Genomic DNA, 26,289 nt, shown 5'->3' with positions numbered 1-26,289 from the left:
GTAAAAAGCGCTCCCTCGGGGATGAGCCGGGACACACAGTAGTCCATTGCGGACTGCTGTGTGCCTGGCGAATCCGAGCGGCATGCAGCCCGCGAGGCGGAGCGCAAGCCAAAGGCGGAGCGTGGGGGCCCTTTTAACTGCCCCTGAAACTTAAATGGCCGACGGGTGCGTCGCCAAGGGAGTCACGGAAATCTGCATGTAAGGGAACAAGGGCAAGGCGCTGAGCAGATTGTGCAGCTCTTCATTGCTCTCGACATCGAATACGCTGTAGTTGGCGTACTGACCCACCACGCGCCAGATATGCGGCCACTTGCCCGAGCGTTGCAGATCCTGCGAGTAGGCTTTTTCTTCAGCCTTGATACGGGCAGCCTCTTCGGCTGGCAGGGAGTCAGGGATATCAACAATCATGTGAACCAGATAAAGCATGGTGTTCCTTTCTAAAAACAAGCGCTCGGGCACTCAGGCCTGGGCTAAAAAATTCAATACGGCGCGCTCGAAGGCTTCGGGCGCTTCCAGATTGGACAGATGCGAGGCCGGTACGACCGCCACTTTGGAGCCAGGAATATTGGCTTGCATGGCCTGGGCATCGGCCACCGTGGTGACCGGGTCCCACTGGCCAGCGACCAGCAGGGTCGGTGCCGAAATACGGCTGATCTGATCACGCAGATCCGACTCGGCCAAGGCATCGCAGCAGGCGGCGTAACCCAGCGGGTCCAGCTTGGCCAGACTGTCCTGCATCGCTTTTACCAGCTCCGGCGATTGCTGGATAAAGACTTCACCAAACCAGCGCGAAGGCGCCGAATCCGCCAAAGTACGCATCTGAGCGGCGCCGCCTTGACGCAAGGCTTCGGCGCGTTCCTGCCAGGCTTGAGCGGTAGCAATCTTGGCGGCGCTATTACACACGATCAGCGCATTCAAACGCTCCGGGGCATTCACCCCCAACCACAAGCCGGTATGACCGCCCATGGACAGACCACAAAACGCAGCGCGCTCAATATCCAGCGCATCCAGAATCGCCAGCACATCACGCCCCAAATCCTTGAAGCGGTATGGGCCAGGCGTGACCGGACTGCCGCCATGACCACGGGTGTCATAACGGATCAGACGATAGGACTGGGCGAAACCTGCCACCTGCGGGTCCCACATCTCTTGCGTGGTGCCCAGGGAGTTGCTCAGAATCAGGGCCGGGGCCAGCGGATCACCTTCCACGCTGACGCGGAACATGCCCCGCTCGGTATTCAAGGCGCTGGGGCTGACCGTCATTGGCCCTCTCCCTGCTTTGCCGCGGCAATGGGCAAACCAATCATTTCTTCCAGCGCTTCATGCGTCAAACCAGGCACCAGATCAATCAGCTGCAAACCTTCTGGCGTGCAAGCCAGGGTGGCCAAATCGGTATATACGCGTTTCACGCAAGCCAGGCCGGTCAAGGGATAGCTGCATTGCTCAACCAGCTTGCTGACGCCTTGCTTGGTCAGCACATCCATCATGACCCAGGTTTGCTTGGCACCAATGGCCAGATCCATGGCACCGCCTACGGCGGGAATCGCGCCGGGCTCACCCGTGCTCCAGTTGGCCAGATCGCCGGTTGCCGACACCTGAAAGGCACCCAGCACACAAATATCCAGATGGCCGCCACGCATCATGCCAAAGCTGTCGGCATGATGGAAAAACGCACCACCGGGCAGCAGCGTCACCGCTTGCTTGCCCGCATTGATCAAATCGTAATCTTCCTGCCCGGCAGCCGGTGCCGGGCCCATGCCCAGGATACCGTTCTCGCTGTGCAGTACCACTTCCACACCAGCGGGCAAATGGTTGGCTACCAGAGTTGGCATGCCAATACCCAGATTCACATAGGCGCCGTCATGGATGTCCTGGGCGACGCGCTGCGCCAATTCGTCTTTACTGCGGCGCTGATAATTGAGCGTCATGCTGTCCCCCTTCATGCTCTGTCCGTTCATGCCTTGAACCCACCTGCTTCTGTGCGACTGCGTGGCACCACCACGACGCGACGCACATGAATGCCGGGCGTCACAATGGTTTCGGGGTCCAGTTGACCCAGTTCGGCCAGCTCAAACACACTGGCAATGGTGGTACGAGCTGCGGTCGCCATGACCGGACCAAAGTTGCGCGCCGCCATGCGGTAGGTCAAATTCCCCCAACGGTCCCCCCGCTCGGCCTTGATCAGGGCGACATCTCCATGAATGGGCTCTTCATAGACATGCCAGCGACCATTGATCAAACGTGTTTCCTTGCCCTTGGCCAGTTCTGTGCCATAGCCTGTCGGGCAGAAAAAGCCACCGATACCCGCACCGGCGGCGCGCAATCGTTCGGCCAGATTGCCTTGAGGCACCAACTCCAGCTCGATCTTGCCGCTGCGATACAAGTCATCAAATACCCAGGAATCAGCCTGACGGGGGAAGCTGCAAATAATTTTGCGAACCCGGCCTGTTTTAAGCAAAGCCGCCAGCCCCACATCGCCATTACCCGCATTGTTGTTGACGATAGTCAGGTCGCGAGCACCTTGCTCGATCAGACCGTCGATCAACTCTGTGGGTATGCCAGCCGTTCCAAAACCACCGACCAGAATCGTGGCGCCGTCCTGCACATCATGCAAAGCCTGTGCAACACTGCTTACCTGTTTATCGATCACTCCGTTCTCCGTATAAAGCACTGACGCTACGGATGGGCTCAGCCCTTACGTCAGGCACAGCAAAAACAAGTCAGCCCAGGGCCTGGTTTGACTTGGCAAACACAGGCCCTGGACTGAAGCAAGACTTAGGCAGCCAGACGTGGACGATTCACGATCTGGTTGTCCTTGCCATCGACCAAGGGGGTCAAGGAAATATCAAACACGATCTCTGCAAAAGGACCATCCAGGTTTTCGGCAGCGATGCGGGCAGGATCCGTGTGCTCGGTCAGCGGTGGCACCAGACCATCGCGAGTAGCGTAGGCGAAGTCGTCGTACACCAGCGGATCGCCGTCGATATTGATCTGCGTGGTCAACTTGCGGTGGCCAGGAGCCGTCACAAAGAAGTGAATGTGCGCAGGACGGTTACCGTGGCGGCCCAGCTCGTTCAGCAGGCCTTGGGTAGGACCATCCGGTGGACAGCCGTAGCCCTTGGGCACAATGCTCTGGAACTTGTAGCGACCGTTTTCATCGGTAATGATGGTGCGGCGCATATTGAAGGGCTGTTGCTCGCCGGTGGGGTCAAAGTGCGAGTAAAAGCCTTTGGTATTGGCATGCCAGACTTCAACCTGAGCACCCGCAATAGGCTTGCCGTCCGCACCAGCCACGACGCCGTGCATGATCAGGGTTTCGCCAGCGGTATCGGAACCGTCATCCAGGCGAACAAAACCTTGCGCCACAGGAGCGCCCGATACGTACAAAGGACCTTCAATGGTGCGTGGCGTACCGTTGTCCAGACCCAGTTCCTTGTCCATGGCGTCCATGCGCATGTCCAGGAAACGGTCAAAGCCCAGACCGGGAGAAAGCAAACCGGCTTCGCTGGCCGTACCCAGACGGTTCAGGTAAGCCACGGCTGCCCAGTACTCGTCGTTGGTGATTTCCAGATCTTCAATGGTCTTGAACAGATCGCTGATGATGCGGTACATGATTTGCTTGACGCGTGGATTGCCACCGGGCTGATCCAGGCCAGAGGCCAAACGCAGGAAGTCTTGTACATCGGGGGTGTCAAAAATTTTAACGCTCATTCTGTGTCTCCTAATATCCTGAAAAAAGTGTTCCAAGCAAAGCCGCTACGACTGGCTTCTTATTGCGCCTAGGCAGCCGAGCCAACACTGACTTGTGTCCTGTCGCGGCGGAAATACTGGACACGATCCTCGTCCAGTACGATACCCAAACCCGGCCCTTGAGGTATCTGTAATTCAAAATTGCTGTAATTCAGTGGCTCTGCCAGGATTTCCTCGGTCAAGAGCAAGGGCCCGAACAGTTCCGTGCCCCACTGCAATTGGCTCACTGTGGCAAACACATGGGCAGCGGCAATCGTGCCGATCGCGCCTTCCAGCATGGTGCCACCATACAACTCAATACCGGCGGCTTCGGCAATCGCTGCTACTTGCAAACCTGCACGCAAACCACCGGACTGTTCAATCTTGATCGCGAACACGTCGGCGGCGCCATCACGGGCCAGCGCAAACGCAGAGGCCGGGCCGGTCAGGGATTCATCGGCCATCAAGGCAATCGGGAAACGACCTTTCAGATCGGCCAGAGCATCAGCACGACGCACTGGCTGCTCCACCAGCGAGCACCCGGCATCGACCAGGCCAGCCATACCGTACTGGGCCTGCAAGGGGCTCCAGGCCATGTTCACATCCACGCGAACATCGGCGCGATCACCCATCGCTTTCTTGATAGCCGCTACATGCGCCACATCGTCCTTTACCGGGCGGCGACCAATCTTGAGTTTGAAAATACGGTGACGAGCCTGCGCCAGCATGCGCTCGGCTTCATCAATATCCTTGGCGGTGTCACCCGAGGCCAGTGTCCAGGCAACAGGCAGGCTGTCGCGCATGCGGCCACCCAGCAGGTGCGAAACCGGCAGACCGGTGCGCTTGCCCAGGGCATCAAACAGCGCGGTTTCTACCGCACTCTTGGCAAAACGGTTATCCTGAATCGCCGTGTTCAAGCGAGCCATCAAAGCCGGCACGGCGCTGGCATTGGCGCCCAGCAGCAAGGGAGTGAAGTAGGTGTCGATGGCCAGCTTCATACCTTCGGGCGACTCGGCACCGTAGGCCAGACCACCAATGGTCGTGCCCTCGCCTACACCCACCGTACCGTCCGAACAGTACAAGCGCACCAGCATCAAAGTCTGGCCTTGCATGGTCGTCATCGCCAATTGATGAGGACGGATCGTAGGCAGATCCAGCAGCAAAGTCTCCACCCTTTCGATCAGGGCTGGAGCTGCTAATAGTTGAGAAGATCGCGTGTGTTCCATGCCTTGATTGAACACGAAGCAGGCCCGTTATTTCCAAGACTAAATAGGTCTAGTTCTATACCTTTAGAGTATAGTTTCTGATATAAATATTAAAAATCAAGAAACTAAACACCATCAATTCAGCCTAGGTATGGTTTTCCCTTATGGATCTACGTCAGCTCAAATATTTTGTGGCCGTTGCCGAAACCCGCAACTTCACTCGGGCTTCGGAGCGCCTGCACATGGCCCAGCCCCCGCTTAGCCGACAGATCCAATTGCTGGAAGAGGAGCTGGGCGTCACACTGCTGCTGCGCAATAACCGGCCCTTGCGGCTGACCGAAGCCGGACGGGTGTTTTATGAACAGTCTCTGCAGATTCTGAGCCGGGTCGATCAACTGGTGCATACAACACGGCAAATCGGGCTGCACCAACGACAAACCCTGTCGATAGGTTTTGTGGCTTCTACCCTCTACGGTGGCCTGCCCGCTTTGATGCGCAAGTTGCGCCATCAATATCCGGAAGTGGATATGCAAACGGTGGAGCTGACCTCCATGCAGCAGCTGGAGGCCTTGAAGTCCGGGCGAATTGATGTGGGTTTTGGGCGAATACGACTGAATGATGCATCCGTACAAAGAACAGTATTGCGGGAAGAACAACTGGCCCTGGCCATTCCCCCCAGCTCGGATCTGGCCAATTCAGACAAGCCATTGAGCCTGAAAAAAGTGCAAGGCCAAAAGCTGATTGTGTATCCCAAAGAACCCAGACCCAGCTTCGCAGACCACGTTCTGCACCTGCTGCACGATCACAGCGTGCGCCCGGCCGAAGTTTATGAGGCCGGGGAAATTCAAGCGGCCTTGGGATTGGTGGCTGCCGATTCTGGCTTGTGCTTGATCCCAACCTCGGCTCGTCTGCGCAACGATCTGCACTACCGCTTGATCGAAGAACCGCAGGCGACTTCACCGATTATCTTGACGCACAGGATGAACGATCAGGCTTGGTATATCGAGGCGATCAAGGGGTTGGTCGCTGAAATGTAAGGTCTGACTGTCGTCACTAACACCCCCCTTCCCCTTTGTGCCCGGATTGACTCACTTCTGAAGCCACTCTAATATCATTAACACGTTAACTAAAATTAGAGACAAGCATGCAACAGGTGACGATTCAGCAGGCTGGAAAAGACCCGATCAGCGCGACCTTATGGCCAGCTCCTGATGCCAAAGCGTCCATCATCATTCACCCCGCCACCGGCGTCCCACAGGATTTCTATCGTCCTTTTGCAGAACATCTGAACAGTCTGGGATTCATTGTTCTGAGCTACGACTACCGGGGTATAGGCCGATCTCGTCAGAAAGATATACGCCAATGCGATGTTTCCATGTCCGACTGGATGCTGGAGGATGCGGTTTACGTCACAGACTGGGTCGCCCATCGTTTTAACGGCTTGCCCATGTTGGCTGTTGGTCATAGCGTTGGCGGCCATGCGATTGCTATCTCCCCCGCGACTCGCTCCGTGAAAGCTGCCGTGATGATTGCGTCACATGCGGGGGTTACCGCTTTAATTGAAAAGCCCATGGAGCGCTTTCGGGTGGGGCTGATCATGCGGGTACTTACTCCCGTACTGTGCGGCCTTTACAGCTATATGCCGACCCGGCGTTTGGGCTTTGGCGAGGACCTTCCACGTGGCGTCATGCAGCAATGGAGCCGCTGGACGCAAAAGCCCCATTATTTTTATGACGATCCACAGCTGGATGCCAAAGAACGCGCTAGCCAGGTCGATATTCCCTTGCTGGTTCTGGGTTTTGATGATGACCCCTGGGCCAATCCGCGAGCTATTTCCCGGCTGTTGGAACCACTAGGCAAGGCCCGTATAGAAAGGCATCAACTGGAGCACAAGCAGCTGGGTTTGGCGCATATTGGTCACATGGGCTTCTTTCGTAAACGCAACGCCGAGGCACTTTGGCCTATAGTGGTCGACTGGCTGATCGCACAAAGCGAATCCGGCCCCGCATCGAATTCCTGACGTCTAACCGATATCTATCCAGCCATCGCCACAATGAGCCAGAAATCACAGCCACGTTTTGTCTTTTTGTTGAACCATGCCCACAAGGCTTTGCAGCGCTGGATTCAGAAGCAGCCCTCGGCATGGACAGATATCAGCGCGGCCCAAGTTGGCATGCTGTTCCTGATTCGCTCTCAAGGCTCGGTCACGGTGGGAGAAGCAGCCAGCGCCTTGCAAGTCGCACCGGCTGCGATTACCGGACTGTCCAAACGCATGCAGGCAGCAGGCCTGATTCAACGCCTGACGGACGATGTGGATACACGCAAGATTTGCCTGACGCTGACTCCCGCCGGAGAAGAAGCCAGCATCAAGGCCAAATCAACCTTGCAGGACTTGAATCAGCAACTATCCGACGGCTTTACGGAGGATGAACTGAAGGTGGTGGCACGCTGGTTAAGCCAGGTGGTGAATCTAGACCTGCCCACAGACAAGAATGTTGATCAAAAAGACGAATTGCCTGCTTGATCGCATTTACTTGAATGTAAAGAGTGTCCGTTTTTCGTAAGCCAGGGACGTGAATGCGGTTTTATCCGCTCGCTATGTGAAGCATTCTTCGAGCAGAGTCGCCCCGTGACTCAGAGCCACTTAGCCTTCAAAGGGGCCCGCGCCGTTGTGTTACACACAGAAGCTAGCGCGGCCCATCGCAGCTTGATGGCTGCTTATGCCTCGACCTCCTCAAAACGTGCCGCCGCATTCATCACCGCCATCACACTGGCCGTAATGATATTCGCGTGCTTGCCCACACCAAATTTCGAACCAGGCACACCGGGCATGACCGCTTCCACCATCGCCATCGCGCAAGCGTCCGCTCCTGAACCCAGGCTGCGTTCCTCGTAACTATCGATGCGCAAAGGCAGGTTCAAGGCCGCCACCGTCGCCGCAATCGGGCCATTGCCCGTTCCGGTATAGATTTCAGTCTCGCCATTGGCATTGACGCATTGCAGCTCTATGCCCTGCAGCCCTTGTGCCTCATCGAACAGGCGATGTGCTCGGTAGCTGTTGTTCCCCTGGCGCTGATTGGCTTGCAAATAGGTGGTCTCAAACAGTTCCCAAATCTGCTGGCTGTTCAGCTCCGTTTCGCTGGAATCGGCAATCTGCTGAACAATGGCACTGAACTCCACCTGCATGCGGCGCGGCATCACAATGCCGTAGTCGCGTTGCAGCAGAAAAGCGATGCCTCCTTTGCCGGACTGGCTGTTGACACGCACGATGCTGTCGTAGGTGCGGCCCAAATCCTTGGGGTCGACTGGCAGATAAGGTACACGCCAGGGGGCATCTTCTTTCTGCACCGCAAAGCCCTTGGCAATCGCGTCCTGATGGGAACCGGAAAAGGCGGTAAAGACCAGATCGCCCACATACGGGTGACGTGGGTGAATGGGCAAGGACGTGGCCTCTTCCGCGATACGCGCTACTGCCGAGATGTCAGAGAAATCCAGATTCGGAGAGATACCCTGGGTATACAGATTCAGGGCCAAGGTCACCACATCCAGATTGCCACTGCGCTCGCCATTGCCAAACAGACACCCCTCGACACGCTGTGCGCCGGCCAGCATGGCTTGTTCAGCGCAAGCAACGCCCGTTCCGCGATCATTATGCGGGTGTACCGACAGAACGATATGTTCGCGCCTATTCAAATGGCGATCCATCCATTCAATCTGATCAGCAAAGACGTTCGCTGTCGTCACTTCCACCGTGGTGGGCAGATTGATAATCATGGGCCGCGCTGGACCCGCGCCCCAGGCATCAATAGCCGCATTGCAGACAGCCAGCGACACCTCCAGCTCTGCCATGCAGAACGTTTCAGGTGAGTATTGCAGCACCCACTCCGTTTCCGGGTGCTTGGCCGTCAGGCGCTTGAACACCTCCACATGGTGACGCACCATCTCGATGATTTGCGGCACCTCCATCTTGAAGACGATTTCCCGGAAAGCGGGAGCAATCGCATTGTAGAAATGCACAATCACACGACGCGCGCCCGCCACGCTGCGTACCGTGGTCTCGATCAAATCCTCACGCAGTTGGGTAATGACCATAGGCGTGACGTCGTTCGGGATCATGCCCTCGTCAATCAGTTGCCGGACGATATCAAAATCGGTTTGCGAGGCAGACGGAAAACCCACCTCGATTTCCTTGAAGCCAATACGGACCAGCTCCTGAAACAGACGCAATTTACGGTCGCGATTCATGGGTTCGAACAAGGCCTGGTTGCCGTCGCGCAAATCGGTAGACAGCCACACGGGCGCTTGGCTCAGGGTGCGCTGCGGCCACTGGCGATCGGGCAAATTGACGACAGGAAAGGGACGGTATTTGTGGGAAGGATCAGTCAGCATGGGAACCTCGAATATAGGGAATGACATACCTGGCTTCCCTACTCCAAGGAGCTGGCTACAGTCGGGGTCTGGGGAAACCAGGATAGGACCATTCGCACACACAGGCGTACGGACCCCGACCGGATGTCAGGGCTAGTAGGCCTAGCGATAGCAAGTGCAAATGAGTCACGACAGGTTCAATCCCAAAGTGCTTGATGAAGACGATAAAAGCACTTTAGACTGCAAGACACTTGGCCTTCTATCAAAAAATAGTCATTTGTTTTATTTTTTTGGACATTCCTGAATATGGGCTACGCATCCCCTGAACGCGGTGGGCGAGCACTGGACTTGTCTCACTCCGATACCTCGCCCTTGCTGGTCAGCGGGGTGATCGAGCATTACCCTGCCGGCCATGAAGTGCCCCGCCATCGCCACCACCGGGGGCATCTTTTGTATGCCACGGAAGGGGTGCTGCTGGTACAGGCCGACACCGGCCAGTGGCTGGTGCCCCCGACCACCGCCGTCTGGTTGCGACCCGGCGTGCCGCATCAGCTCAATGCCACCACCGCCGTGAATGTGCATGGTTTATTTATTGATGAAATTCTGGCCGCACAATTACCGGACCACGATTGCGTGATCCATGTCACACCACTGGTGCGTGAATTGATTGCAGCACTGGTGCGGGTGATTCCGCAAGAGAACCCACCGTTACGAGACGCCTTACTGGGACAGCTATTGATAGAAGAGTTGCGCGTGCTGCATCCCCTGCCTTTTCATTTGCCCTGGCCGCAAGAGGAATTGATGCGACGGATTTGCGAAGACCTGGTGCGCTCGCCAGCCCAGCAAAAAACGATGGATGAGGTGGCGCAGCAATACGCCTTGACGCCGAAAACCTTGCATCGGCGCTTTCTGAAAAGCACGGGGATGAATCTGGGGAAATGGCGGCAACAGATGCGCTTGATGGCCTCGATCCAGTTTCTGCTGCAAGGCAGATCCATCACGCAGGCGGCGCTGGAAAGTGGCTATGAAAGTTTGAGCGCTTATTCAGTAGCCTTTAAAAAGACCTTTGCGTATCCGCCTTCGGAGTTTCTGGCGACTTTGAGCCAGTACCCTGATAGGGAGCATGATGCGGGCATGGTCTGAAGCCAATCTCGACGACAAGGATGTCTGGCAGATTGGAGTAACTACTTAGTCTGCCAGCCTGCTTTCTGGCTGATTCCATGCGCTATACGGATATTCATGCGGCCATCTCAGGCCTGTCTACAAGACCCATCGCCCTCTTGAGTTCCTCACAACACCAGCTATTCAGCAGCAACAAAAGTACGACGCGAGCAGGCCAGGACCGCGATCGCAGCCCAGCGTCATCAACTCTTGCAGACTTCCTGCCGCAGTTGCTCTGCCGAGAGCTTGATCATCTTGCCGTTCTCTACCAAGACCACCGAGGTATTGGTTTGCATGGCCACAAAACGTGCCGACTGCGCTGCACGCTCCAAGGCGGCCAACGAAGCGCGCAAGTCCGGGTTTTTTGCTTTGGAAATATCTTCTTTATTCATCTTTCTCTCCCCACTCCAACAGGACTGGCACACTGCCTGCGTTATCGTACAAAACCCAATCATCCACGGTATCCCGATAATGATGCAGGAAGTTCTTCATGCCAGCCGCAAAGCGGCGACGAATGACGGGCTCAGGGATGTTATGTCCACCCTGACGTACCCGTTCTGCCACTCGCGCGATCGCCATATCCGCATCGGGCAGACTTAAAAAATACAAGCTGACGCGATAGCCCTGCGCCTGCCATTTTTCAATATGGCGCACATAGCCTTGGCCAGACAAGGTCGTTTCCAGCGCGAAGCTCTCGCCCAGGCGAACCGCTTCTTTCAATTCGTCCAGCATCAAACGACCCGCTTTGATGGCTGCGCTTTCTGGCGCAAAAGGCGACAAACCTGCAGCAATCAGATCTGCATTGATAAAGCGCAGCACCTCCGCCTCGGCCGGGAGGAAAGAGCGCGCAAACGTCGTCTTGCCTGCCCCGTTCGGGCCAGCAATGATCAGAATCTTTTTGCTCTTGCCCGTGTCAGCGTTGTTGCCAGACATAAATACACCTAAACAATGTCCACATTGAACAGATTTGTATCATACATTGGCGAAAAGGCCAGCCAAGCGCCTTGCTTTGGCCGCCACGCATCCGTTGGCCAAGGCGAGTTTTCAGGCGATAAAAAGGCTCCTTGAGCACAAGGAGCCTTTTCAAGGAGCAGGCGGGAATGACCCGCTACCAGGCCATAGCGAGTGATCTATTGACGTTTTTTCAGCGGGCAGGTGCTCAGGCCCAGCATGGGGTACAGCGGGCAAAAACCGACCAGCCCCGTGATCAGAGGAATCAGGCCCAGCCACCCCCACCAGCCGATGACGTTCGTGACTGCCAGCGCAATCAGCACCACACCCACAACGATACGAGCAATACGATCCAAACCACCTACATTGCTTTTCATGGCGAATCCTTTTAACAAAGAAGCAAGGGGAAAACGGGTCGGGCGATGGCCTGCAGGCGATGCGCCCCGCCCCTGATGCCATCAGGCTCAGGGACAGAAAATATCTTTCAAGATGCCAATCAAGGTGGCGACATTCGGGTCCTCAATGCGGTAATACAGGGTTTGCGCCTCGCGCCGGTAGCTGACCAAACCTTCCTGGCGCATGCGCGCCAAATGCTGCGACAGGGCCGAGGGGCTTAGCGCCACCATCTCGTTCAGTGCTCCCACACTCATCTCGCCTTGCTGAATCAAGAGACACAGAATCACCAGGCGTTTGGGATTGCCCACCGCCTGCAACAAAGCGGCCGCCTGATCAGCGCTCTCTTGCAACAGCTCGATGTCGGATTTGCTTTGGATCATGGTTTATCCAGCTTTTCTTGCGCATTAATTTAGATAAATCTTAATTTAGCATATACTGAATTAATGCAGTCAACAATTTCAGTATTCCTTTGCTTTTGTTAATACGACAGGAGTCATGCATGAGTGAAACTAGCTACAAGCAACTGACCCAAGGCATTTCCAGCAATCTGGCGCAGCTACGTCAGACCCAAGCCGACGTGATGAAAGGGTTTGGAGATCTGGGCAAGGCCGCCATGACAGGCGGCGCCCTCGATGCCAAAACCAAAGAATTGATAGCCTTGGCAATTGGCGTAGCCATTCATTGCGAGGGCTGCATAGGCTTTCATAGCAAGGCCTTGGCGCAGATGGGAGCCAGTCTGGAAGAAGTACATGAAGCCTTGGGGGTTGCGATCTATATGGGCGGTGGTCCATCCGTGATGTACGCGGCCAATGCCGTTGCCGCATTCAATGAATTCAAGTCTTGAACCGAAACAAGGAGAATTGTGATGCCTAAACCCGCTGCTTTTGTATCGACGCTGTTCCATGCCCAGGGCAATCCCGACAAAGTAACCGTGGCCCTGACCATGGCTGTCAATGCGGTTCAGAAGGGACATAGCGCCTGCCTGATTCTGATGGCTGAAGGAGTCGCGCTGGGTGTACCCGGTGCCGCCGACCCCATCAGTATTGGTGCCCCCTTTGAACCGGCAGCAGAGCTGTTGAAGAAGTACCTGGAGCAAGGTGGACGCGTGGCCGTGTGCAAGTCCTGCATGCTGCATAACGGCCTGAGCGCCGAGCAGATGGACCCACGCTTTGAAATCATTTCCGCGCCGGATGTGATCGACCTGCTGATGGGCGCAACAGGCTCTTTGCAGATTTCCTGATACGCTGCTTCCTCAGATGCAAAACAGGCCAAACCATTTTTGTGTTTTGGCCTGCTTTTTCAATACAAAATACTGGCATTCAATTCAGCAAGTCTGCCTTGGCCCCTATGCTTCTGGCTCTGTATTAGCCAGAGAAACGTACACAATCTCCGGGTCGCCTTCATCCAGATTTTCAATCACGCCGCTACGTCGAAAGCCCAATTTCTGAAACATGCCATGCATGGCCTGATTGGATTGGTTGGTAGAAGAAAACAGCTTTTCTGTCTGACTAATCTGCCGGAAATATCGCAGCAAAGCCGAGCCAATGCCCTGCCCCCGACCAGACTCCCCCACCATCAGCATCTCGACAAAGCCGTGGCCAAAGAAGTGGTAATTCAAGACGCCATAGCCCAACAAGATGCCTTCTCGCTCAGCCACATAACACTGCGATTTCTGAATGCAGCCCTGAATCTGCAAGGCACGCTCAGGCTCCTGCGACGCTACCGTGTCAAGGGCCAGCAAGCCTTCATAATCTGCCTGAATGGCGGATCGGATCTGTATAGAAGTTTGTTCTTTTACGGCTGCCATAGGATGAAAACCCGCTCCTTGTGTTTGATGCTTTCCTGCATTGAAAGGCCATCAAGAACACTCAAGCGCACATCATACCGATAGAGCCGCCCCCTTGAGCATTCAAGGGGAGCAAGCAAGCTGTCTATGGCCTATCTTCAAGCCGAATGCGCCAACAAAGCCTCCAGCAAAAAGAAGCTGGCGCAGGCCGATTCCACCAGTTCAGACTGCCCCGGCGCAACTTTGTAAAGATGTCCCACAAAACGCCCTGTTTCACTTAACTCAGGGGTCAGCAAGGCATCCAGATACAAGCGCGATTGCTCGTGCAGCCATTGTTGTTCCGGCAGAATCTGCCACAGCTCATACATAGCCAAAGAAGCAATCGCCCAGGCTGAACGGTCGACCGGACTTAGTGGGGACTCCTGCGTCAAAAAGCCATGCGCAAACTTCCCCCAACGCTCGTGCCAATATCGGCAGGCATTCAGGGCTGCTTGAGCATAGGACTTTCTGTCATACAAGCGCGTTGCGGTTGCCATTCCCAACATGGCCCAGGCCTGCCCTCGTTGCCAGGTTTCAGCGCCCTGCTCGGCCAACACATCGTTCCCGCGTAGCAAGACCGTATCGCGCCAGGCTCCGCTGCGTTTTTGCAGATAACGCAGGCAGGCATCCACATGCCACTGCCCAAACTGACGCGCCACCGGCCCACCCTGCGCATCCAGCACTAAAAGCGTAGGAGCCAGAGCATCCACATTCAACATGTGATTGCCCGCCTCCCCGCCCCCCATCCCGGAACCCAAGGGCCAGAAGCCACTGGAGGCATCAAAGCTGTTCAGCAGAGCTTGTGCAGCCTGATCGACATGGGCTTCGGCCTCTCTATCCCCATGCCAGATGCTGCCCAGGCCGGAGCCATACCAGAACACAAAGCTTCGATTGATGCTGGGCTCTTCCAGCCAGACTTGCAGCTTCTGACTCCAGTTCAGCGCCTGCTCCCTATCCTGCTCCTGACCGCTGATCAGGGCGCGTCGCCACCACAAACCCGCCCAGAAGCCCCCTAACCAGGAGCCACGTCGCGACAAGGTCCACTGCTCGGACGAGGACTGTCTGAACAAGGGAAACTGCTCTCCACATTGCTCTGCAACCTGGTCCATATTCGCAAAAATGGACTCGATGCTGGCTGATCCCAATACCTCTACAGACATTCCATCATTCCCCTTTCGCCATGCGACGAACCTGGTACAAAATCAGGCACAACAAGCTAGCGCACACCAGAATGCCCATCAGGAAAGGCCAGGCAGCAGCAAAGCCTTCGGGCGAGCGCAGCAGCACACCAAACAGTGGCGGACCAAAGGCAAAGCCACCAAAAAACCCGACGGACAACAGCCCTGCGGTACGAGCCGGCGCCCCAAAACGAACATCCCGCAGCAACATGCTCATGGCAATGGCATTGGTGGCAACCAGGGTCAAGCCAATGGCCAACACCCCGGCTCCCAGGGGCCAGAGCCTGTCCGGTGCAGCCATCATCATCAGCAACAAGGCCACAATCGGGATGACAAACAGGATGCCCAGCAACAAGGTTTCATCCCCAAAGCGGGCAGCGATAGGCGTCAAGAGCACTCGGGACACAATCCCCATCACCCCAAAGCCACTGACCAGCATCCCTATCCAGTACGGCGACACGCCCAGTTGCTGCGCAAATACGCCCAGAAAAGTGATGAAGGACGACAGCACCAGACCCGCGCACAGCTGAATGGCCATTAACAGCCAAAGTTGTTGGCTGGGCCAGGGCAAGCGCCAGGACATGCTGCCGGCTGCGGTGCTGGCTCTGGCTGGCAAAAGCTGCAGGGCAAAGTAGGACAGGCACAGCATGGCAGGTACCCACACCACAAACGCCCCCCGCCACCCCAGTTTGTAGGCCAGGGTGGGCAGGACCAGACCGGCCAGCAAGGCCGAAGCCTGCACGCCGGACTGCTTGATACCAACCAGCCCCGCCTTGCGCTCTGCCGGTACCAACTGGGCAATGGCCTGATTGGTCACCGGGTTGGCCAAGGACTGCGCCAAGCCGCACAAGAGCAAGGCCGTCAGCACACCCCAGAAACCCGGCAACACCGCAATCAGGCTAAAGGACATGGCCACCAGCAGGAACAGCAAAAACAAACCGTGCCGATTGCCCATGCGCTGCACCAAGGCCCCCGCCCACGGCGAGAGCAAGGCCGCCAGCCCAAAGGTGCTGGTGGTCAACCACCCCAGTTGCTCGCGCGAAATGCCCAGATCCTGAATGATTTGCGGACCCAGCACGCCGATGGCGTAAAACACCATCATGGGCATGCCCATCGCCAGAGTCATCAAACTGGCCAGCACCCAGGGTGAACGACCTGCCCGTGTCGATAGCATCATGCGACTGCCTTGTTCATATCTGCCATCTCTTGTGTGGCGTAGTGGGCTTGCAGCAAGTGCTTGCCAACGGTACTGATCAAGGCGTCGTCCGCCCCATCCAGAATATGCGTGGTACGCGCTGCCCGATAGATGCCGGACAAGGGGCTCCAATCGGCCAGGCCTTCGGCCCCCATGATCTGGATGGCGGAATCTGCTGCCGCGCTGACCGCATCCGACGACGCCAGCTTGGCCACATTCACCTCCACCGCATTGGGCAAACCCGCGTCGAACTTGACAGCCGCTTCACGCAGCAAGCAACGGGCCGAGGTAATGGCCCGGTACACCTGATAGACCCGCGCCCGAACCAGTTGCTTGTCCGCCAGACGGGCCAGTTCTCCGCGCTCCGAATGAATGCGCTCGCACATGATTTCAAAGCTGCGTTGCGCCAAACCCAGCCATTGCACGGATCGCAAAATACGACCCAGGGCCAGACGCTTTTGCATCAGGGCAATGCCCTGCCCGGCGCTGCCGAGAACATAGTCCTCCGGCACGGTCACATTGTTGAACAGCAGCTCGTTCTGCCCTTGATAACGCCCCAGCAAAGGCAAGGGACGCACGACTTTAAATCCCGCCGCATCCGTGGGCACGATCACCATGGACAAGGACTCATTCACGGGACCGTCCGCGCTGCGCGCCACCACGGTCGCGAAGCTGGCCTGTTGCGCCCGACAAATAAACCACTTGCGGCCATTCACATGCCATTGCCCGTCTTTCAGGCGAGCCTGACATTGCATGGTGGCCGGAATCGAACCAATGCTGTCCGGCTCGGACATGGCATAGCTGGACACTGCATCCCCCTTGAGCAAGGGCGTCAGAAAGCGCTGTTTGACGCTGGCCGAGCCATGATGGCTCAACATATACGCATCCAGCGTGGCATCTGCCCCGAAAATGCCAGGGCCATATTCAGAGCGTCCTTCCTGTTCGGCCACAGGCAGGTACTCAACCAAACTGGCGATCCGACCACCACGATGCATGGGGTAGAAACTGCCGAACAAACCCGCCTGTTGAGCCCGACGTGTCAGGTCCAGAGTCAGCTCGCGGGCCAGATTATCCCCCTGGGCCAGAATGCCCTCGTTAGGGATGATCTCGGTATCCACAAACTGCCGCAGCTTGCGGCTCAAGGCCGCGCTGGAAATGGCAAGGTGATTCATGCTGCTATCCCCGCTGCAGTCTTGGCCCCAGAGCCCAATGCAGCAGCATCAGCAGCCAAGGCGCGCTTGTCGATCTTGCCTGCAGGCGTCAGCGGCAGGCTGCGGTAAAAGCGCAGATACTCCGGCAGCTTGTTCACTTCGAGACCCTGCTCACGCAAGAAGTCGGTAATCTCTTTCAGGGAGAAACGTGGCACGCCTTCACGCACCGTCACGCACAAGCAAATACGCTGGCCCAGATCCGCGTCGGGAACCGGCACGCAAGCCACAGTGACTACATCCGGGTGAGCCATGACCAGGCCTTCAATTTGCACCGGGCTGATGTTCGCGCCACCACGAATGATGATGTCTTTCTTGCGACCTGCCAGCACCAACTGCCCTTGGGCATTGATGTAACCCAGATCGCCCGTTTTCACCCAACCCTGTTCGTCCCGATACTGGGCATCCAGTTCCGGGGCGTTCACATATTGCATGGGGCTCAAGGGACCACGAGCGGTAATTTCGCCTACCTCGCCTTGCGGCACTTCGGCACCCTCGTCATCAATCAGACGGATCTCGCACACTTGCGGATTGGGGGTCCCCACACTGCTCAAGACCACGTCGATGGGATCATCCAACGTGTTGTGGCAGTTCACCCCATCGGCCGAGCCGTACAGGCTGATAAAGCCGCACTCAAACGCTTCTACGCAACGGCGTACCGTGGCTTCGTCAATGACTGAACCGCCCACAATCAAGCCACGTAAGCTGGCTTTATCGGCCTTCTCCAGCTCAGGCGCTGCCGCAATACGCTGGAACATGGTGGGCACGCCCAGAATAAAGCTGGGTTTGAAGGCATTGATGGCGGCAATCGCGCTAGGCACATCAAACTTGGGCAAGACCACCAAAGAACCACCCAACCAGCACAGCACGCCAAAGGTGGCCGTAGAGCCAAATGAAGAACCCAGCGGCACCAGATACATGCCCCGGAACTCCACATCATTGGGGGAAATGCGTTGCAGAAATCGGCCACGTCCGCCCACCAGGGCATTATGCGAATAGGCCACCAGCTTGGGCTCGGACTCAGTGCCCGAGGACACCAGCAAACGCACTGGCGAATTGGGGGACACCACCGGCAATTCGGACAAGGCCAGGGGTTCGCCCTCGAACAAGGAATCCAAAGTCATCCAGCCCGGACGCGATGGGCCTTGCACAATCAGGACACGCAAGGACAGCAGCGTAGGTCGCAAGGACTCGATCACTTCGCACAAATCAATGCCTGCATATTCATGCGGCACAATCACCGCCCGTGCATCGCAACGACGCACCAGCGACTGAATATCCAGCTTGCCCCGTCCGGGTGGGAAAGGCGCAACAATCGCCCCCAAAGCAGCGGCGGCCAGGTCAATGGCGCAGCACACCCAATGGTTGCTGAGCTGATACGCCACCACGTCTCCCGCCATAATCCCTGCCCGACGCAAGCTGCCTGCCAGACGCAGAGCCGCGTCCATCAAGGCGCTATAGCTGATATTGCCTTGCGGCGAGAGCACCGCCAGTTTGTCCGGATGAGCCTGGGCTTTTTCCGCGAACAGCGTAAAGACCGGCTTATTCGGGTAGGTACCGTCCTCTATCCAGCGTTGGCGCAATGACGCAGGGACCAGATCGATGATGCCAGCGTGATTCATAAAAACCTCCAGGGAGAATTAACAGACGAATAGCCCTTGTCATGGAAATGGGACGCCAGGCGTGGATCAGCACGCAGTTGCGCCAGATTGCTATGGACGCGGCGGGCCGGTATGCCCAGCACATCCAGTTGCGTTTCCAGGCTACGGGCAGACTGGGACAGAAGACGATCCGGCAAGACCGTCCAGACAGCATCGGGCGACACATTCAACCACCCGGCCAGGGCATGCAGATGCGTTTGATCCTGACAGTCGATGACCATGAAGCCCTCGCCCGTCTGGAACACCGCCGACACGCCGGTTTTACTGATGGGAGAAACGGCCTGGGCCAGATGATCGGCCGTGGCCAACAAGGAGCTGTCGACCCGCAAGCCCGACCCGCTCAGGCCCCGGCGCAGCAAGGCGGCACTGATACCCAGCGCGGCCATCACCCCGCCCAGCACATCCAGCACCGTAAACAAAGACCCACCCCGTGCATCCGAGGTTTGAGAAATGGTGTGAGCAATGCCCGACCAGGCTTGCACCGTGAAGTCCGTACCCGGCGCGTCCACTTGCTCCTGGCCCCAACCGCCCGCATAGGCGTAGACCAGATCCGGGCGCACTGCGTGCAGGTCCTGGGCATCCAGTTGCAGCTCGGCCGCCTTGCCAGGCGCCCAGTTATGCAGGAACACATCGGACTCGCTCACCAGCTCGTAAATGGCCTGGCGGCCTTGAGCCGACTTGATGTCCACTTCCTGCACCGTCTTGAATTGATTGAGCGCATCAAAGCGCACCGAGCAGCCCTCCACGCACGGCGGCATGGCGCGCAAGGGATCGCCACCGGGCGGTTCCAGACGAATCACCTCCGCCCCCAGCAGCGCCAGCAAGTGACCGGCAATAGGCCCTTGAATCCGACGGCAGGACTCCACCACCCGCAAACCACGCAGGGGCAAATCGGCCTTGGACGGCAAGGTGCTCAGTGAGCCGGGCGCGGCATGAATCTGATGCTGCCACAGACCGGCCAAGGCCGCGTAATCACTATCGCTCTGGCGTTGAGCCGGTGTACGTACCGGCAAGATGGCCATGCCGGTCTGCAAGGCCAGTTCCTGCAAACGGGCAAAGTTCAGGGCTTGCAGACTGCTTAAACATGCCGCTGGCATAGGGCACACCGCCTTGGCATAGCGCAGCAAAAACGCTTTCCAGGCCTGACCAGCCAGATCGGCCGGTACGCCCACTGCTTCCCAAAAAGCGCGCCAGGGTCGCGGGTCCAAGGTTTCCAGTTCAAAGACCACGCCGTCTTGCGAAACAAAGGGGGGCCGCAAGCCGGGATCGTAACTACCCGCCAATAACTGTTCGGGATCTTGAGCCGCCGTTGCCCCGGCCAGATACTGCCCGATACTGAGCAGGCCGCAGCCCAAGGGCGAAACCGACACCGTAGAGAAACGCCCGCCGCGCAATTGGCCCAAGGCCGCCGCCAAGGTCGCTTGCAGGGTCATGGCTGAACTGAGCACGGCCAGATAATCCAGGCCCAGCGTGCCCGAAAGCCCACTGGAGCGTCCATGCACGGACAAGATACCGCTGGCGGCCTGCATGCTCAGCTCGCTGATCGCGGCTTGCGTCATGCCGCCCGCCTCGGTTTCCAGATGCGTGCTAATCGTTCCAAAATCAGGCGAATACAGGCTGAATGCTGCTTCGTCTTGATGGCCTGCGGATTGTCCTTGTTCAGATAAACCCAGCAATCGAGCCTGACGGCTCAAGGCAGCAGGCAAGCCCGGCCAATACGGGGGCTGTGAGCCCATCTGCCAGCGTAATCCGCAGCCATGTAGTAATTCAGACATAGTTCCAAACCAGAGTGATGCGCACGCCAAGCGCTGATTGCAGAAACCAGCGCTTGCACCATGAAAATCCAGACCAGATGGTCTTAGCCCCCTGCTACGGCAGGCAGTACGGTCAGGCTGTCGCCAGCACGAGTAGTGGTTTTCAGGCCATCACTGAAACGGATGTCCTCTTCGTTCACGTAAATATTCACGAAACGGTGCAGGTCTTCGCCGCTCATCAGGCGCGCCTTGATGCCGGGAAACTGGCCTTCAAGATGCTCGATCACTTCGCCTACCGAAGCGCCCTGGGCCTGGACTTTCTTCTCGCCGTTCGTCAGTGGACGCAGCAAGGTCGGGATAGAGACTGAAATGGACATGCTTAAAACTCCTTTGAAATAGTGGTTTCCAACAGCCGGGACGCACGCCCCCCTTGGGGGAGCGACGCTGTTCCCTAGACAATCACGATGGTTTCTTCGGTCACACCGCCGTCGATAATCCGGAAGGATCGAACCGGCACGGTGGCCTGATCCCAGGTGGACACGATCAGGTAATGCAGTTCGGGATGGCCCGCAAAATCAATGTCATCCTTGCTCGGGAAAGCCTGGCTGGCGGTATGAGAGTGATAGATCACGCAGCACTCCTGATCGTCCTCATCCAGACGGCGGTAGACCTGAAATTGCTCGCGCGAATCGAACTGATAAAACACCTCCGAGGCCGCCCGGTTTTGCATGGGCAGCACACGCTCGGCCACCAGCGAACCCTCCTGGGCGGCGATCAGTCCGCATGCCTCGATGGGGTGATCCTGCTTGGCATGATTCAGAACTTGCTCCAGAGCAGAACGACGAATCTGCAAGGCCATAATGTGCTTCCTCCCGAACTTAGTAAGACGCCAATTCGGGAGCGACCTGCTCCACCCAAGCCAGCACGCCGCCTTCCAGATTGCGCACCTTGGGGGCCTTCAACTTGATCAGCTCTTCGCACACGGTCCTGGAGCGCGCACCGGAGCGGCACGAAATCACCAGATCCGCATTCGGACCAAAGGCAGCCAGAATCTCGGCGGCGACGGTGGGCGATTTGGGCATCAGAATCGCGCCAGGAATATTCACGATTTCCCATTCATTGGGATCGCGCACGTCCACCAGGACAGGGGCCTGCTCTTGGTCCAGCCGTTCTTTCAGCTCCAGCACAGTCATAACAGGCACGGGGATGGCCATGGCATCAGCCGGTGGATTCAGGCCGCAGAAGGTTTGGTAATCGCCCAGCTCGGTCACGGGCTTGCGATTGGGCAGGCGGCGGATGGGCAGTTCGCGGTAGCACATATCCAGTGCGTCATAAGCGATCAGGCGGCCGATCAAAGGATCGCCAATGCCGGTAATCAGCTTGATGGCTTCGGTGGACATGATGGAGGCAATCGAGGCGCACAAGACACCAAACACACCGCCCTGCGCGCAAGACGGAGCCAGCTCGGGCGGTGGGGGCTCGGGGTACAGGTCGCGGTAGTTCAAACCTATGCCACCGGGCGCGTTTTCCCAGAACACCGAGACCTGGCCTTCAAAGCGGAAGATCGAACCCCAGACATAGGGTTTATCGGCCAGCATGCACGCATCATTGACCAGATAGCGGGTCGCAAAGTTGTCGGTGCCATCCAGAATCAGGTCGTAGCGCGAAAACAGCTCGACCGCCATGTCAGGTTCCAATCTGTCGGTATACGTTTCTACCTTGATATGGGGGTTGAGCTTGTGAATCGCACGCTTGGCGCTTTCCACTTTCAGCTCGTCAATGCTGTCTACGGTGTGAATGATCTGGCGCTGCAGATTGGACTCATCCACCCGGTCAAAGTCGATGATGCCCAGTGTGCCCACCCCGGCTGCGGCCAAGTACAGCAAGGTGGGCGAACCCAGCCCCCCTGCCCCGATAACCAGCACTTTGGCATTTTTGATGCGGCGCTGGCCTTCCATGCCCACATTGGGAATCAAGAGGTGACGGCTATAACGGTTAACCTCTTCGCGGCTTAAAGGCTCACCGGGCTCAACTAATGGGGGCAAGGTCATAATGACTCCTGGTTAAATACATATGAATACGAACAAGACTTATTCTCAAATATGACCGAAAATGACACAATAGCCTTTGGGTTCTAATTTCTATGCGAAACGGAGCAAAAACGATGAACGCCAGCGCAACCTGCACACGCTGGCGTTTTCAGACCCTGACTTACTGGCTACGCAGCAAAACTTCGGTGCTGGCACCGACGCTGTGGCGAACGCGCCAAGCCAGTACAAAGGCGAACAGAACACCCAGGGTGAGCACGCCCAGCATGACAACCTGACCGAAACGGTCCAGCACGATGCCGGCGACAATGGGAACGGCCATACGGGCCAAGGTGAAGATGGTCGACTGCAAACCGTAGTCCGATGCATTGCGCTGTCTACGGGTAAAGAACATGGTCAGCCCAAAAAGCAATGCCGACACAGCCCCCATGCTGGCCGCAATCAACAGGGCGCTGCTGATCAGCCACACCGGCCCCAGCTTGGCCCAGACGGAAACCATCAACAGAATCAGAGACAGCAAGGCCGCCAGCAGATAAATCGGAATGGCACGCGCGGCACCCAGAAATGACGCCAAACGTCCGCCAATCAGGCTGAACACGGCACCGGTAATGCCACCGGCAATCCCGACCGTCCAGGCCACCTCTTCCAAAGGCATGCCCTGGTCCAGCATCAAGGGTTTCAAGTAGAACCAGACAGCGCCAATAAAGGGGAAGCTGGTCAGTAGCAGGCTGGTCCATTGCCTGGCCCCTTCCTGCCCGAAAAAACTGACCCAATCGGCGACGAAACCGGGTGGTGCCTGCTCGGTCTCAGCCGCTTGCAAACCGGCTTTGGAACGCAAGAAGACAAAGGGCAAACAACCAATCACCAGCCCCAGGCCCATCAAGGCAAACGGTGCCTGCCAACCCCAACGGGCCTGCACCAGCACCATCACGCCCGCCCCGACGATCGCGCCCAGAAACAAGGCGGCAGAACGAATACTACCTGCACGCAACTGCTCGTCACGCGGCAGGTATTGCACCGCCAAGGCATTCAAGGGGATGTCCATCCAGGTCGCCACAATGCTGATGGCAAAGGTCAGGGCAAACAGCAGGGTCCGCTGATCAATCAGATTCTCGCGGCCTATGCCTACATACAAAGCCAACAACAAGACCGCCATCAACCACAGCCAATGCACAAAATGTCCGCCACCCAGGCGGACACGCTGCACCGGCATGGCCAGCACCAGCTTGAAAATGGCGGGCAAGGCCGCCAGCTGGAACAAGCCTATCTCGGTGCCGGACCAGCCATGCTGTCGCATCACCAGGGGCATACCCAGCATCAGGTAAATACTGGGGACGGCCAGCACCAGATTCATCCAGCCAAACAGCAACTGCGCCCCCCATGCTTTCCACGTCTTCATTCTCATCACCCTTTGCACGCCTTGCGCGCAATCAATGCAGTGACGGGCGCAACCGGAAAGCGCACCTCATCAAACTGCTGAACATCATCAAATCCGGCTTGTTCCAGCAACTGGGCCAACTGCCCTTCCGGCAGCACATGGCGGCCTTGCATGCGCATATGCAGGTAGTAATGCAAAATCCGTTTGGCCTTGCTGACCTCGGTATGCACTTCGGCGTGACAGCACACCAGCACCCCACCGGGACGAAGCGCGCGATACAGACGGGCCAGCAAAGCAGGAATATCCGGTACAAAATGCAGCACGGAAGAGCACCAGATCAGGTCATAATCCGCCCCGAAATCATCCACCAGCAGATCACCGGCCAAGGTGCTGACACGCGCTTCCAGACCCGCATCAAGAATTTTTTGCTGGGCGACAGCCGCCGCCGCTTCGTACTCGAACACCACGGCATTCAAGTCCTGCTGCTGTTGCGCCAAGGCGATGGCTACCAGTCCTGGCCCACCGCCCAAATCCAGCAGACGTTGCGCCTGCCAGAACTCCGGCACGGCTCCAAAAATCTCACAGGCCACCTCGGCCGTCACCGCCGTTTGTTCCTGGGCAATTTGCGAACGTGCCGCCGCTGCCCAGCCTTGCTGAATCAATGCCGGATCCGCTGGAGGCGATTTGCCATTACGCAGCAGCTCATCGAGCTGATTGCCCACCTGACGCAAGACGCCATGCCGAAACAGCAAGGCATCGCCACAATATTGCGCCGAACCCGGATTCAGATAACGCGCCGTTTGCGGCAGGCTGCGATAGCGTCGCGGACAGGTCCACTGACACTCCAACAGCTCCAGACTCCACAACAACTCCAGCAGGTAGGCGGTGTTGTCGGCGTCCCACTTGAGCACAAGCGCAAGTTCCTCCGCAGCGATAAACTGATCCAGATGCGCAAACACGCCATACCCCAAAGCCAGATTCAAGGCATCTGCACTTAAACCCGCCAATTGCGCGTCCCAACAGGCTTGCAGAGCATGCGACTCCAGCAATTGCTCCAACAAAACGACTTCTCCTAGCGATCGATCCAGCACTGTTTTTTACCTCCGTGAATTTCACAATGGCCCTTCCCTCTGCCATCACAGCTAGAAATGATATATATTTAATGAGAATTATTTGCATTAAGATCTATGCTGAACGGAGCAATTCATATGCGAGGCGCTTTTAGCAGGAGAAATGATGAACACGCGCAAATTTGGCTATCGCTTAACCACGGATGAACCCAGGTCATGCCGCGCTCTGAGCGATGGCCGAGTCCGGCTGCAACTACCCGAAGAACTGGGCCACTGCTATTCCGAATGCGTGGAACTGGAACAAGGGTTCTTGTTGGGCCGCTTGCACTATCACCCCAGCCGGTCGCTGGTTGAAGAGAGCAACGGCCCGCACGCGGGCCGTGTCATTGTGGTGACGGTGGGTCTGCAAGGACAGTCGGCCTATCAGGGTCGGGAGAGCTCAGATCTGCTGTTCAAGGCAGGCCATACCACGGTGACGGCTTTTCGATCCCTGCGGGGGGAACGCCACTATCAAGAGGACCAGTCCGTATCGCAATTACGGCTGGTCATCAGCGAGGCGGCCTTGAACAAATACGTGGGCCCGGAACGCGCCACCCAGTTGATGGATTGCGTGGGACTGCACCGTCTGTCCTTTCATGCCAGCAGCCAGGCCACCATGGCCCATGCGGCGGCATTGGCACGCTATATGCAGCCGTGCACCCCGGAGCAGCCCATTCATCACCACAGGCTGAACCTGCAAATCCATGCACTCAGCTTGCTGGCCGAGCAGTTCAACCGCCTGGCTCCGCCCGACGCCCCCAACAGCGCCCCGCTGTCGGTGGATGATATTCAGCGGGTCGAGCGAGCACGCGATTTGCTCAGCTCGCAACTGGACCAGCAAATCACGGTGGAGTATCTGGCGACGACGGTGGGCATTAACGAGCACAAACTTAAAGAAGGTTTTCGCTATCTGTACGACAACACGCCTATCGGCCTGCTGCTGGAACTACGTATGCGCAAAGCCTATACCTTGCTGGAGTCCGGCCAACAAGTGGCCCAGGCCGCCTGGCAAGTCGGCTACAAATACCCCAATAATTTTTCCGTCGCCTTTACGCGCTACTTTGGCCGCTCACCCAAATCCATTTTTGGCAACAAGCGCGCCTAAACCCTTGTAATTCTGCTG

At 57.2% G+C, this 26,289-nt stretch carries 29 protein-coding genes; 7 read left to right on the top strand and 22 right to left on the bottom strand.

What is annotated here, in order from left to right; all coding sequences use genetic code 11:
• Nucleotides 1-150: 150 nt before the first annotated feature.
• The 6 genes from catC to ACFPDR_RS16240 form a co-directional block, all read right to left on the bottom strand.
• The gene (gene catC, locus ACFPDR_RS16265) at nucleotides 151-426 is read right to left on the bottom strand and encodes a muconolactone Delta-isomerase (protein WP_009454559.1); all 276 of its coding nucleotides are present in this window, start codon (nucleotides 424-426) and stop codon (nucleotides 151-153) included.
• Nucleotides 427-459: 33 nt separating this feature from the next.
• Nucleotides 460-1,263 (bottom strand): 3-oxoadipate enol-lactonase, encoded by an 804-nt coding sequence (pcaD, locus tag ACFPDR_RS16260; protein ID WP_376911489.1) that lies wholly within the window; start codon nucleotides 1,261-1,263, stop codon nucleotides 460-462.
• Entirely contained in the window at nucleotides 1,260-1,928 is a 669-nt protein-coding gene (locus tag ACFPDR_RS16255; RefSeq protein ID WP_035268747.1) for a 3-oxoacid CoA-transferase subunit B, read from the bottom strand. Before ACFPDR_RS16255 ends, pcaD begins: the two co-directional genes overlap by 4 nt.
• Nucleotides 1,929-1,954: 26 nt before the next feature.
• Nucleotides 1,955-2,650 carry a 3-oxoacid CoA-transferase subunit A gene (locus ACFPDR_RS16250; protein WP_009454565.1) on the bottom strand — a complete coding sequence of 232 codons (696 nt, stop codon included), beginning with the start codon at nucleotides 2,648-2,650 and terminating at the stop codon, nucleotides 1,955-1,957.
• Between the two features lie 125 nt (nucleotides 2,651-2,775).
• A complete protein-coding gene (gene catA, locus ACFPDR_RS16245) occupies nucleotides 2,776-3,711 on the bottom strand; it encodes a catechol 1,2-dioxygenase (protein ID WP_009454566.1) in 936 nt (311 codons plus the stop codon).
• 68 nt (nucleotides 3,712-3,779) lie between these two features.
• A complete protein-coding gene (locus tag ACFPDR_RS16240; RefSeq protein ID WP_374698036.1) occupies nucleotides 3,780-4,955 on the bottom strand; it encodes a muconate/chloromuconate family cycloisomerase in 1,176 nt (391 codons plus the stop codon).
• Nucleotides 4,956-5,098: 143 nt separating this feature from the next.
• On the opposite strand from ACFPDR_RS16240, the gene ACFPDR_RS16235 reads away from it, so the two are divergent.
• From ACFPDR_RS16235 to ACFPDR_RS16225, 3 genes are all read left to right on the top strand, one after another.
• Nucleotides 5,099-5,971: a LysR substrate-binding domain-containing protein gene (locus ACFPDR_RS16235; protein ID WP_374698035.1), complete on the top strand. Its 873-nt coding sequence runs from the start codon at nucleotides 5,099-5,101 to the stop codon at nucleotides 5,969-5,971.
• Nucleotides 5,972-6,078: 107 nt separating this feature from the next.
• Nucleotides 6,079-6,954 carry an alpha/beta fold hydrolase gene (locus ACFPDR_RS16230; protein WP_374698034.1) on the top strand — a complete coding sequence of 292 codons (876 nt, stop codon included), beginning with the start codon at nucleotides 6,079-6,081 and terminating at the stop codon, nucleotides 6,952-6,954.
• A gap of 33 nt (nucleotides 6,955-6,987) precedes the next feature.
• The gene (locus tag ACFPDR_RS16225; protein WP_009454574.1) at nucleotides 6,988-7,458 is read left to right on the top strand and encodes a MarR family winged helix-turn-helix transcriptional regulator; all 471 of its coding nucleotides are present in this window, start codon (nucleotides 6,988-6,990) and stop codon (nucleotides 7,456-7,458) included.
• A gap of 194 nt (nucleotides 7,459-7,652) precedes the next feature.
• Here ACFPDR_RS16225 and ACFPDR_RS16220 read toward each other — a convergent pair whose 3' ends face one another.
• The gene (locus ACFPDR_RS16220; RefSeq protein ID WP_376911546.1) at nucleotides 7,653-9,323 is read right to left on the bottom strand and encodes a 2-isopropylmalate synthase; all 1,671 of its coding nucleotides are present in this window, start codon (nucleotides 9,321-9,323) and stop codon (nucleotides 7,653-7,655) included.
• Between the two features lie 285 nt (nucleotides 9,324-9,608).
• Between ACFPDR_RS16220 and ACFPDR_RS16215 the strand changes: the two genes are divergently transcribed.
• A complete protein-coding gene (locus ACFPDR_RS16215; protein WP_060185896.1) occupies nucleotides 9,609-10,445 on the top strand; it encodes an AraC family transcriptional regulator in 837 nt (278 codons plus the stop codon).
• Nucleotides 10,446-10,666: 221 nt separating this feature from the next.
• On the opposite strand, the gene ACFPDR_RS16210 is transcribed toward ACFPDR_RS16215, so the two are convergent.
• From ACFPDR_RS16210 to ACFPDR_RS16195, 4 genes are all read right to left on the bottom strand, one after another.
• Entirely contained in the window at nucleotides 10,667-10,855 is a 189-nt protein-coding gene (locus ACFPDR_RS16210; protein WP_009454580.1) for a hypothetical protein, read from the bottom strand.
• Nucleotides 10,848-11,396: a zeta toxin family protein gene (locus ACFPDR_RS16205; protein ID WP_009454582.1), complete on the bottom strand. Its 549-nt coding sequence runs from the start codon at nucleotides 11,394-11,396 to the stop codon at nucleotides 10,848-10,850. The genes ACFPDR_RS16210 and ACFPDR_RS16205 overlap by 8 nt, the downstream gene beginning before the upstream one ends.
• A 197-nt stretch (nucleotides 11,397-11,593) precedes the next feature.
• On the bottom strand, nucleotides 11,594-11,791 hold the full coding sequence (locus ACFPDR_RS16200) for a YgaP family membrane protein (protein WP_009454584.1): 198 nt from the start codon (nucleotides 11,789-11,791) through the stop codon (nucleotides 11,594-11,596).
• Between the two features lie 87 nt (nucleotides 11,792-11,878).
• Complete coding sequence (locus tag ACFPDR_RS16195) at nucleotides 11,879-12,190, bottom strand: ArsR/SmtB family transcription factor (RefSeq protein WP_321291222.1); 312 nt, start codon at nucleotides 12,188-12,190, stop codon at nucleotides 11,879-11,881.
• A 119-nt stretch (nucleotides 12,191-12,309) separates the two neighbouring features.
• On the opposite strand from ACFPDR_RS16195, the gene ACFPDR_RS16190 reads away from it, so the two are divergent.
• Together ACFPDR_RS16190 and ACFPDR_RS16185 are read left to right on the top strand one after the other, a co-directional pair.
• Entirely contained in the window at nucleotides 12,310-12,654 is a 345-nt protein-coding gene (locus ACFPDR_RS16190) for a carboxymuconolactone decarboxylase family protein (RefSeq protein WP_376911488.1), read from the top strand.
• 21 nt (nucleotides 12,655-12,675) lie between these two features.
• Nucleotides 12,676-13,050, top strand: a complete 375-nt coding sequence (locus tag ACFPDR_RS16185) for a DsrE family protein (protein WP_009454590.1) — start codon at nucleotides 12,676-12,678, stop codon at nucleotides 13,048-13,050.
• A gap of 105 nt (nucleotides 13,051-13,155) precedes the next feature.
• Here the strand turns inward: ACFPDR_RS16185 and ACFPDR_RS16180 are convergent, their stop codons facing one another.
• The 11 genes from ACFPDR_RS16180 to ACFPDR_RS16130 form a co-directional block, all read right to left on the bottom strand.
• The gene (locus tag ACFPDR_RS16180) at nucleotides 13,156-13,617 is read right to left on the bottom strand and encodes a GNAT family N-acetyltransferase (protein ID WP_321291223.1); all 462 of its coding nucleotides are present in this window, start codon (nucleotides 13,615-13,617) and stop codon (nucleotides 13,156-13,158) included.
• Between the two features lie 137 nt (nucleotides 13,618-13,754).
• Nucleotides 13,755-14,795: a hypothetical protein gene (locus ACFPDR_RS16175; protein ID WP_060185897.1), complete on the bottom strand. Its 1,041-nt coding sequence runs from the start codon at nucleotides 14,793-14,795 to the stop codon at nucleotides 13,755-13,757.
• 4 nt (nucleotides 14,796-14,799) lie between these two features.
• Nucleotides 14,800-15,990, bottom strand: a complete 1,191-nt coding sequence (locus ACFPDR_RS16170; protein ID WP_376911487.1) for a CynX/NimT family MFS transporter — start codon at nucleotides 15,988-15,990, stop codon at nucleotides 14,800-14,802.
• Entirely contained in the window at nucleotides 15,987-17,180 is a 1,194-nt protein-coding gene (locus ACFPDR_RS16165) for an acyl-CoA dehydrogenase family protein (protein WP_035267961.1), read from the bottom strand. Before ACFPDR_RS16165 ends, ACFPDR_RS16170 begins: the two co-directional genes overlap by 4 nt.
• Nucleotides 17,177-18,838, bottom strand: a complete 1,662-nt coding sequence (locus ACFPDR_RS16160) for an AMP-binding protein (protein ID WP_376911485.1) — start codon at nucleotides 18,836-18,838, stop codon at nucleotides 17,177-17,179. Before ACFPDR_RS16160 ends, ACFPDR_RS16165 begins: the two co-directional genes overlap by 4 nt.
• On the bottom strand, nucleotides 18,835-20,652 hold the full coding sequence (locus tag ACFPDR_RS16155; RefSeq protein ID WP_376911484.1) for a CoA transferase: 1,818 nt from the start codon (nucleotides 20,650-20,652) through the stop codon (nucleotides 18,835-18,837). The genes ACFPDR_RS16160 and ACFPDR_RS16155 overlap by 4 nt, the downstream gene beginning before the upstream one ends.
• An 83-nt stretch (nucleotides 20,653-20,735) precedes the next feature.
• Nucleotides 20,736-21,008, bottom strand: a complete 273-nt coding sequence (locus ACFPDR_RS16150) for a MoaD/ThiS family protein (protein WP_009454599.1) — start codon at nucleotides 21,006-21,008, stop codon at nucleotides 20,736-20,738.
• A 74-nt stretch (nucleotides 21,009-21,082) separates the two neighbouring features.
• Entirely contained in the window at nucleotides 21,083-21,490 is a 408-nt protein-coding gene (locus tag ACFPDR_RS16145) for a Mov34/MPN/PAD-1 family protein (RefSeq protein ID WP_003801262.1), read from the bottom strand.
• A 19-nt stretch (nucleotides 21,491-21,509) separates the two neighbouring features.
• Nucleotides 21,510-22,682, bottom strand: coding sequence for a molybdopterin-synthase adenylyltransferase MoeB (gene moeB / locus ACFPDR_RS16140; protein ID WP_115635215.1), 1,173 nt, complete (start codon nucleotides 22,680-22,682; stop codon nucleotides 21,510-21,512).
• A 160-nt stretch (nucleotides 22,683-22,842) separates the two neighbouring features.
• Nucleotides 22,843-24,078 (bottom strand): MFS transporter, encoded by a 1,236-nt coding sequence (locus ACFPDR_RS16135; RefSeq protein WP_009454604.1) that lies wholly within the window; start codon nucleotides 24,076-24,078, stop codon nucleotides 22,843-22,845.
• Between the two features lie 5 nt (nucleotides 24,079-24,083).
• The gene (locus tag ACFPDR_RS16130) at nucleotides 24,084-25,118 is read right to left on the bottom strand and encodes a class I SAM-dependent methyltransferase (protein WP_376911481.1); all 1,035 of its coding nucleotides are present in this window, start codon (nucleotides 25,116-25,118) and stop codon (nucleotides 24,084-24,086) included.
• A 175-nt stretch (nucleotides 25,119-25,293) separates the two neighbouring features.
• On the opposite strand from ACFPDR_RS16130, the gene ACFPDR_RS16125 reads away from it, so the two are divergent.
• Nucleotides 25,294-26,271, top strand: coding sequence for a helix-turn-helix domain-containing protein (locus ACFPDR_RS16125; protein WP_021446683.1), 978 nt, complete (start codon nucleotides 25,294-25,296; stop codon nucleotides 26,269-26,271).
• Nucleotides 26,272-26,289: the final 18 nt, after the last annotated feature.

It is taken from the genome of Alcaligenes sp. GCM10023179 (assembly GCF_042653705.1).
In the GTDB taxonomy this organism is placed as follows: Bacteria; Pseudomonadota; Gammaproteobacteria; order Burkholderiales; family Burkholderiaceae_B; genus Alcaligenes; species Alcaligenes phenolicus.
Note: the sequence above shows the minus strand (reverse complement) of the source record. Positions and strands in the feature narration are given on the sequence as shown.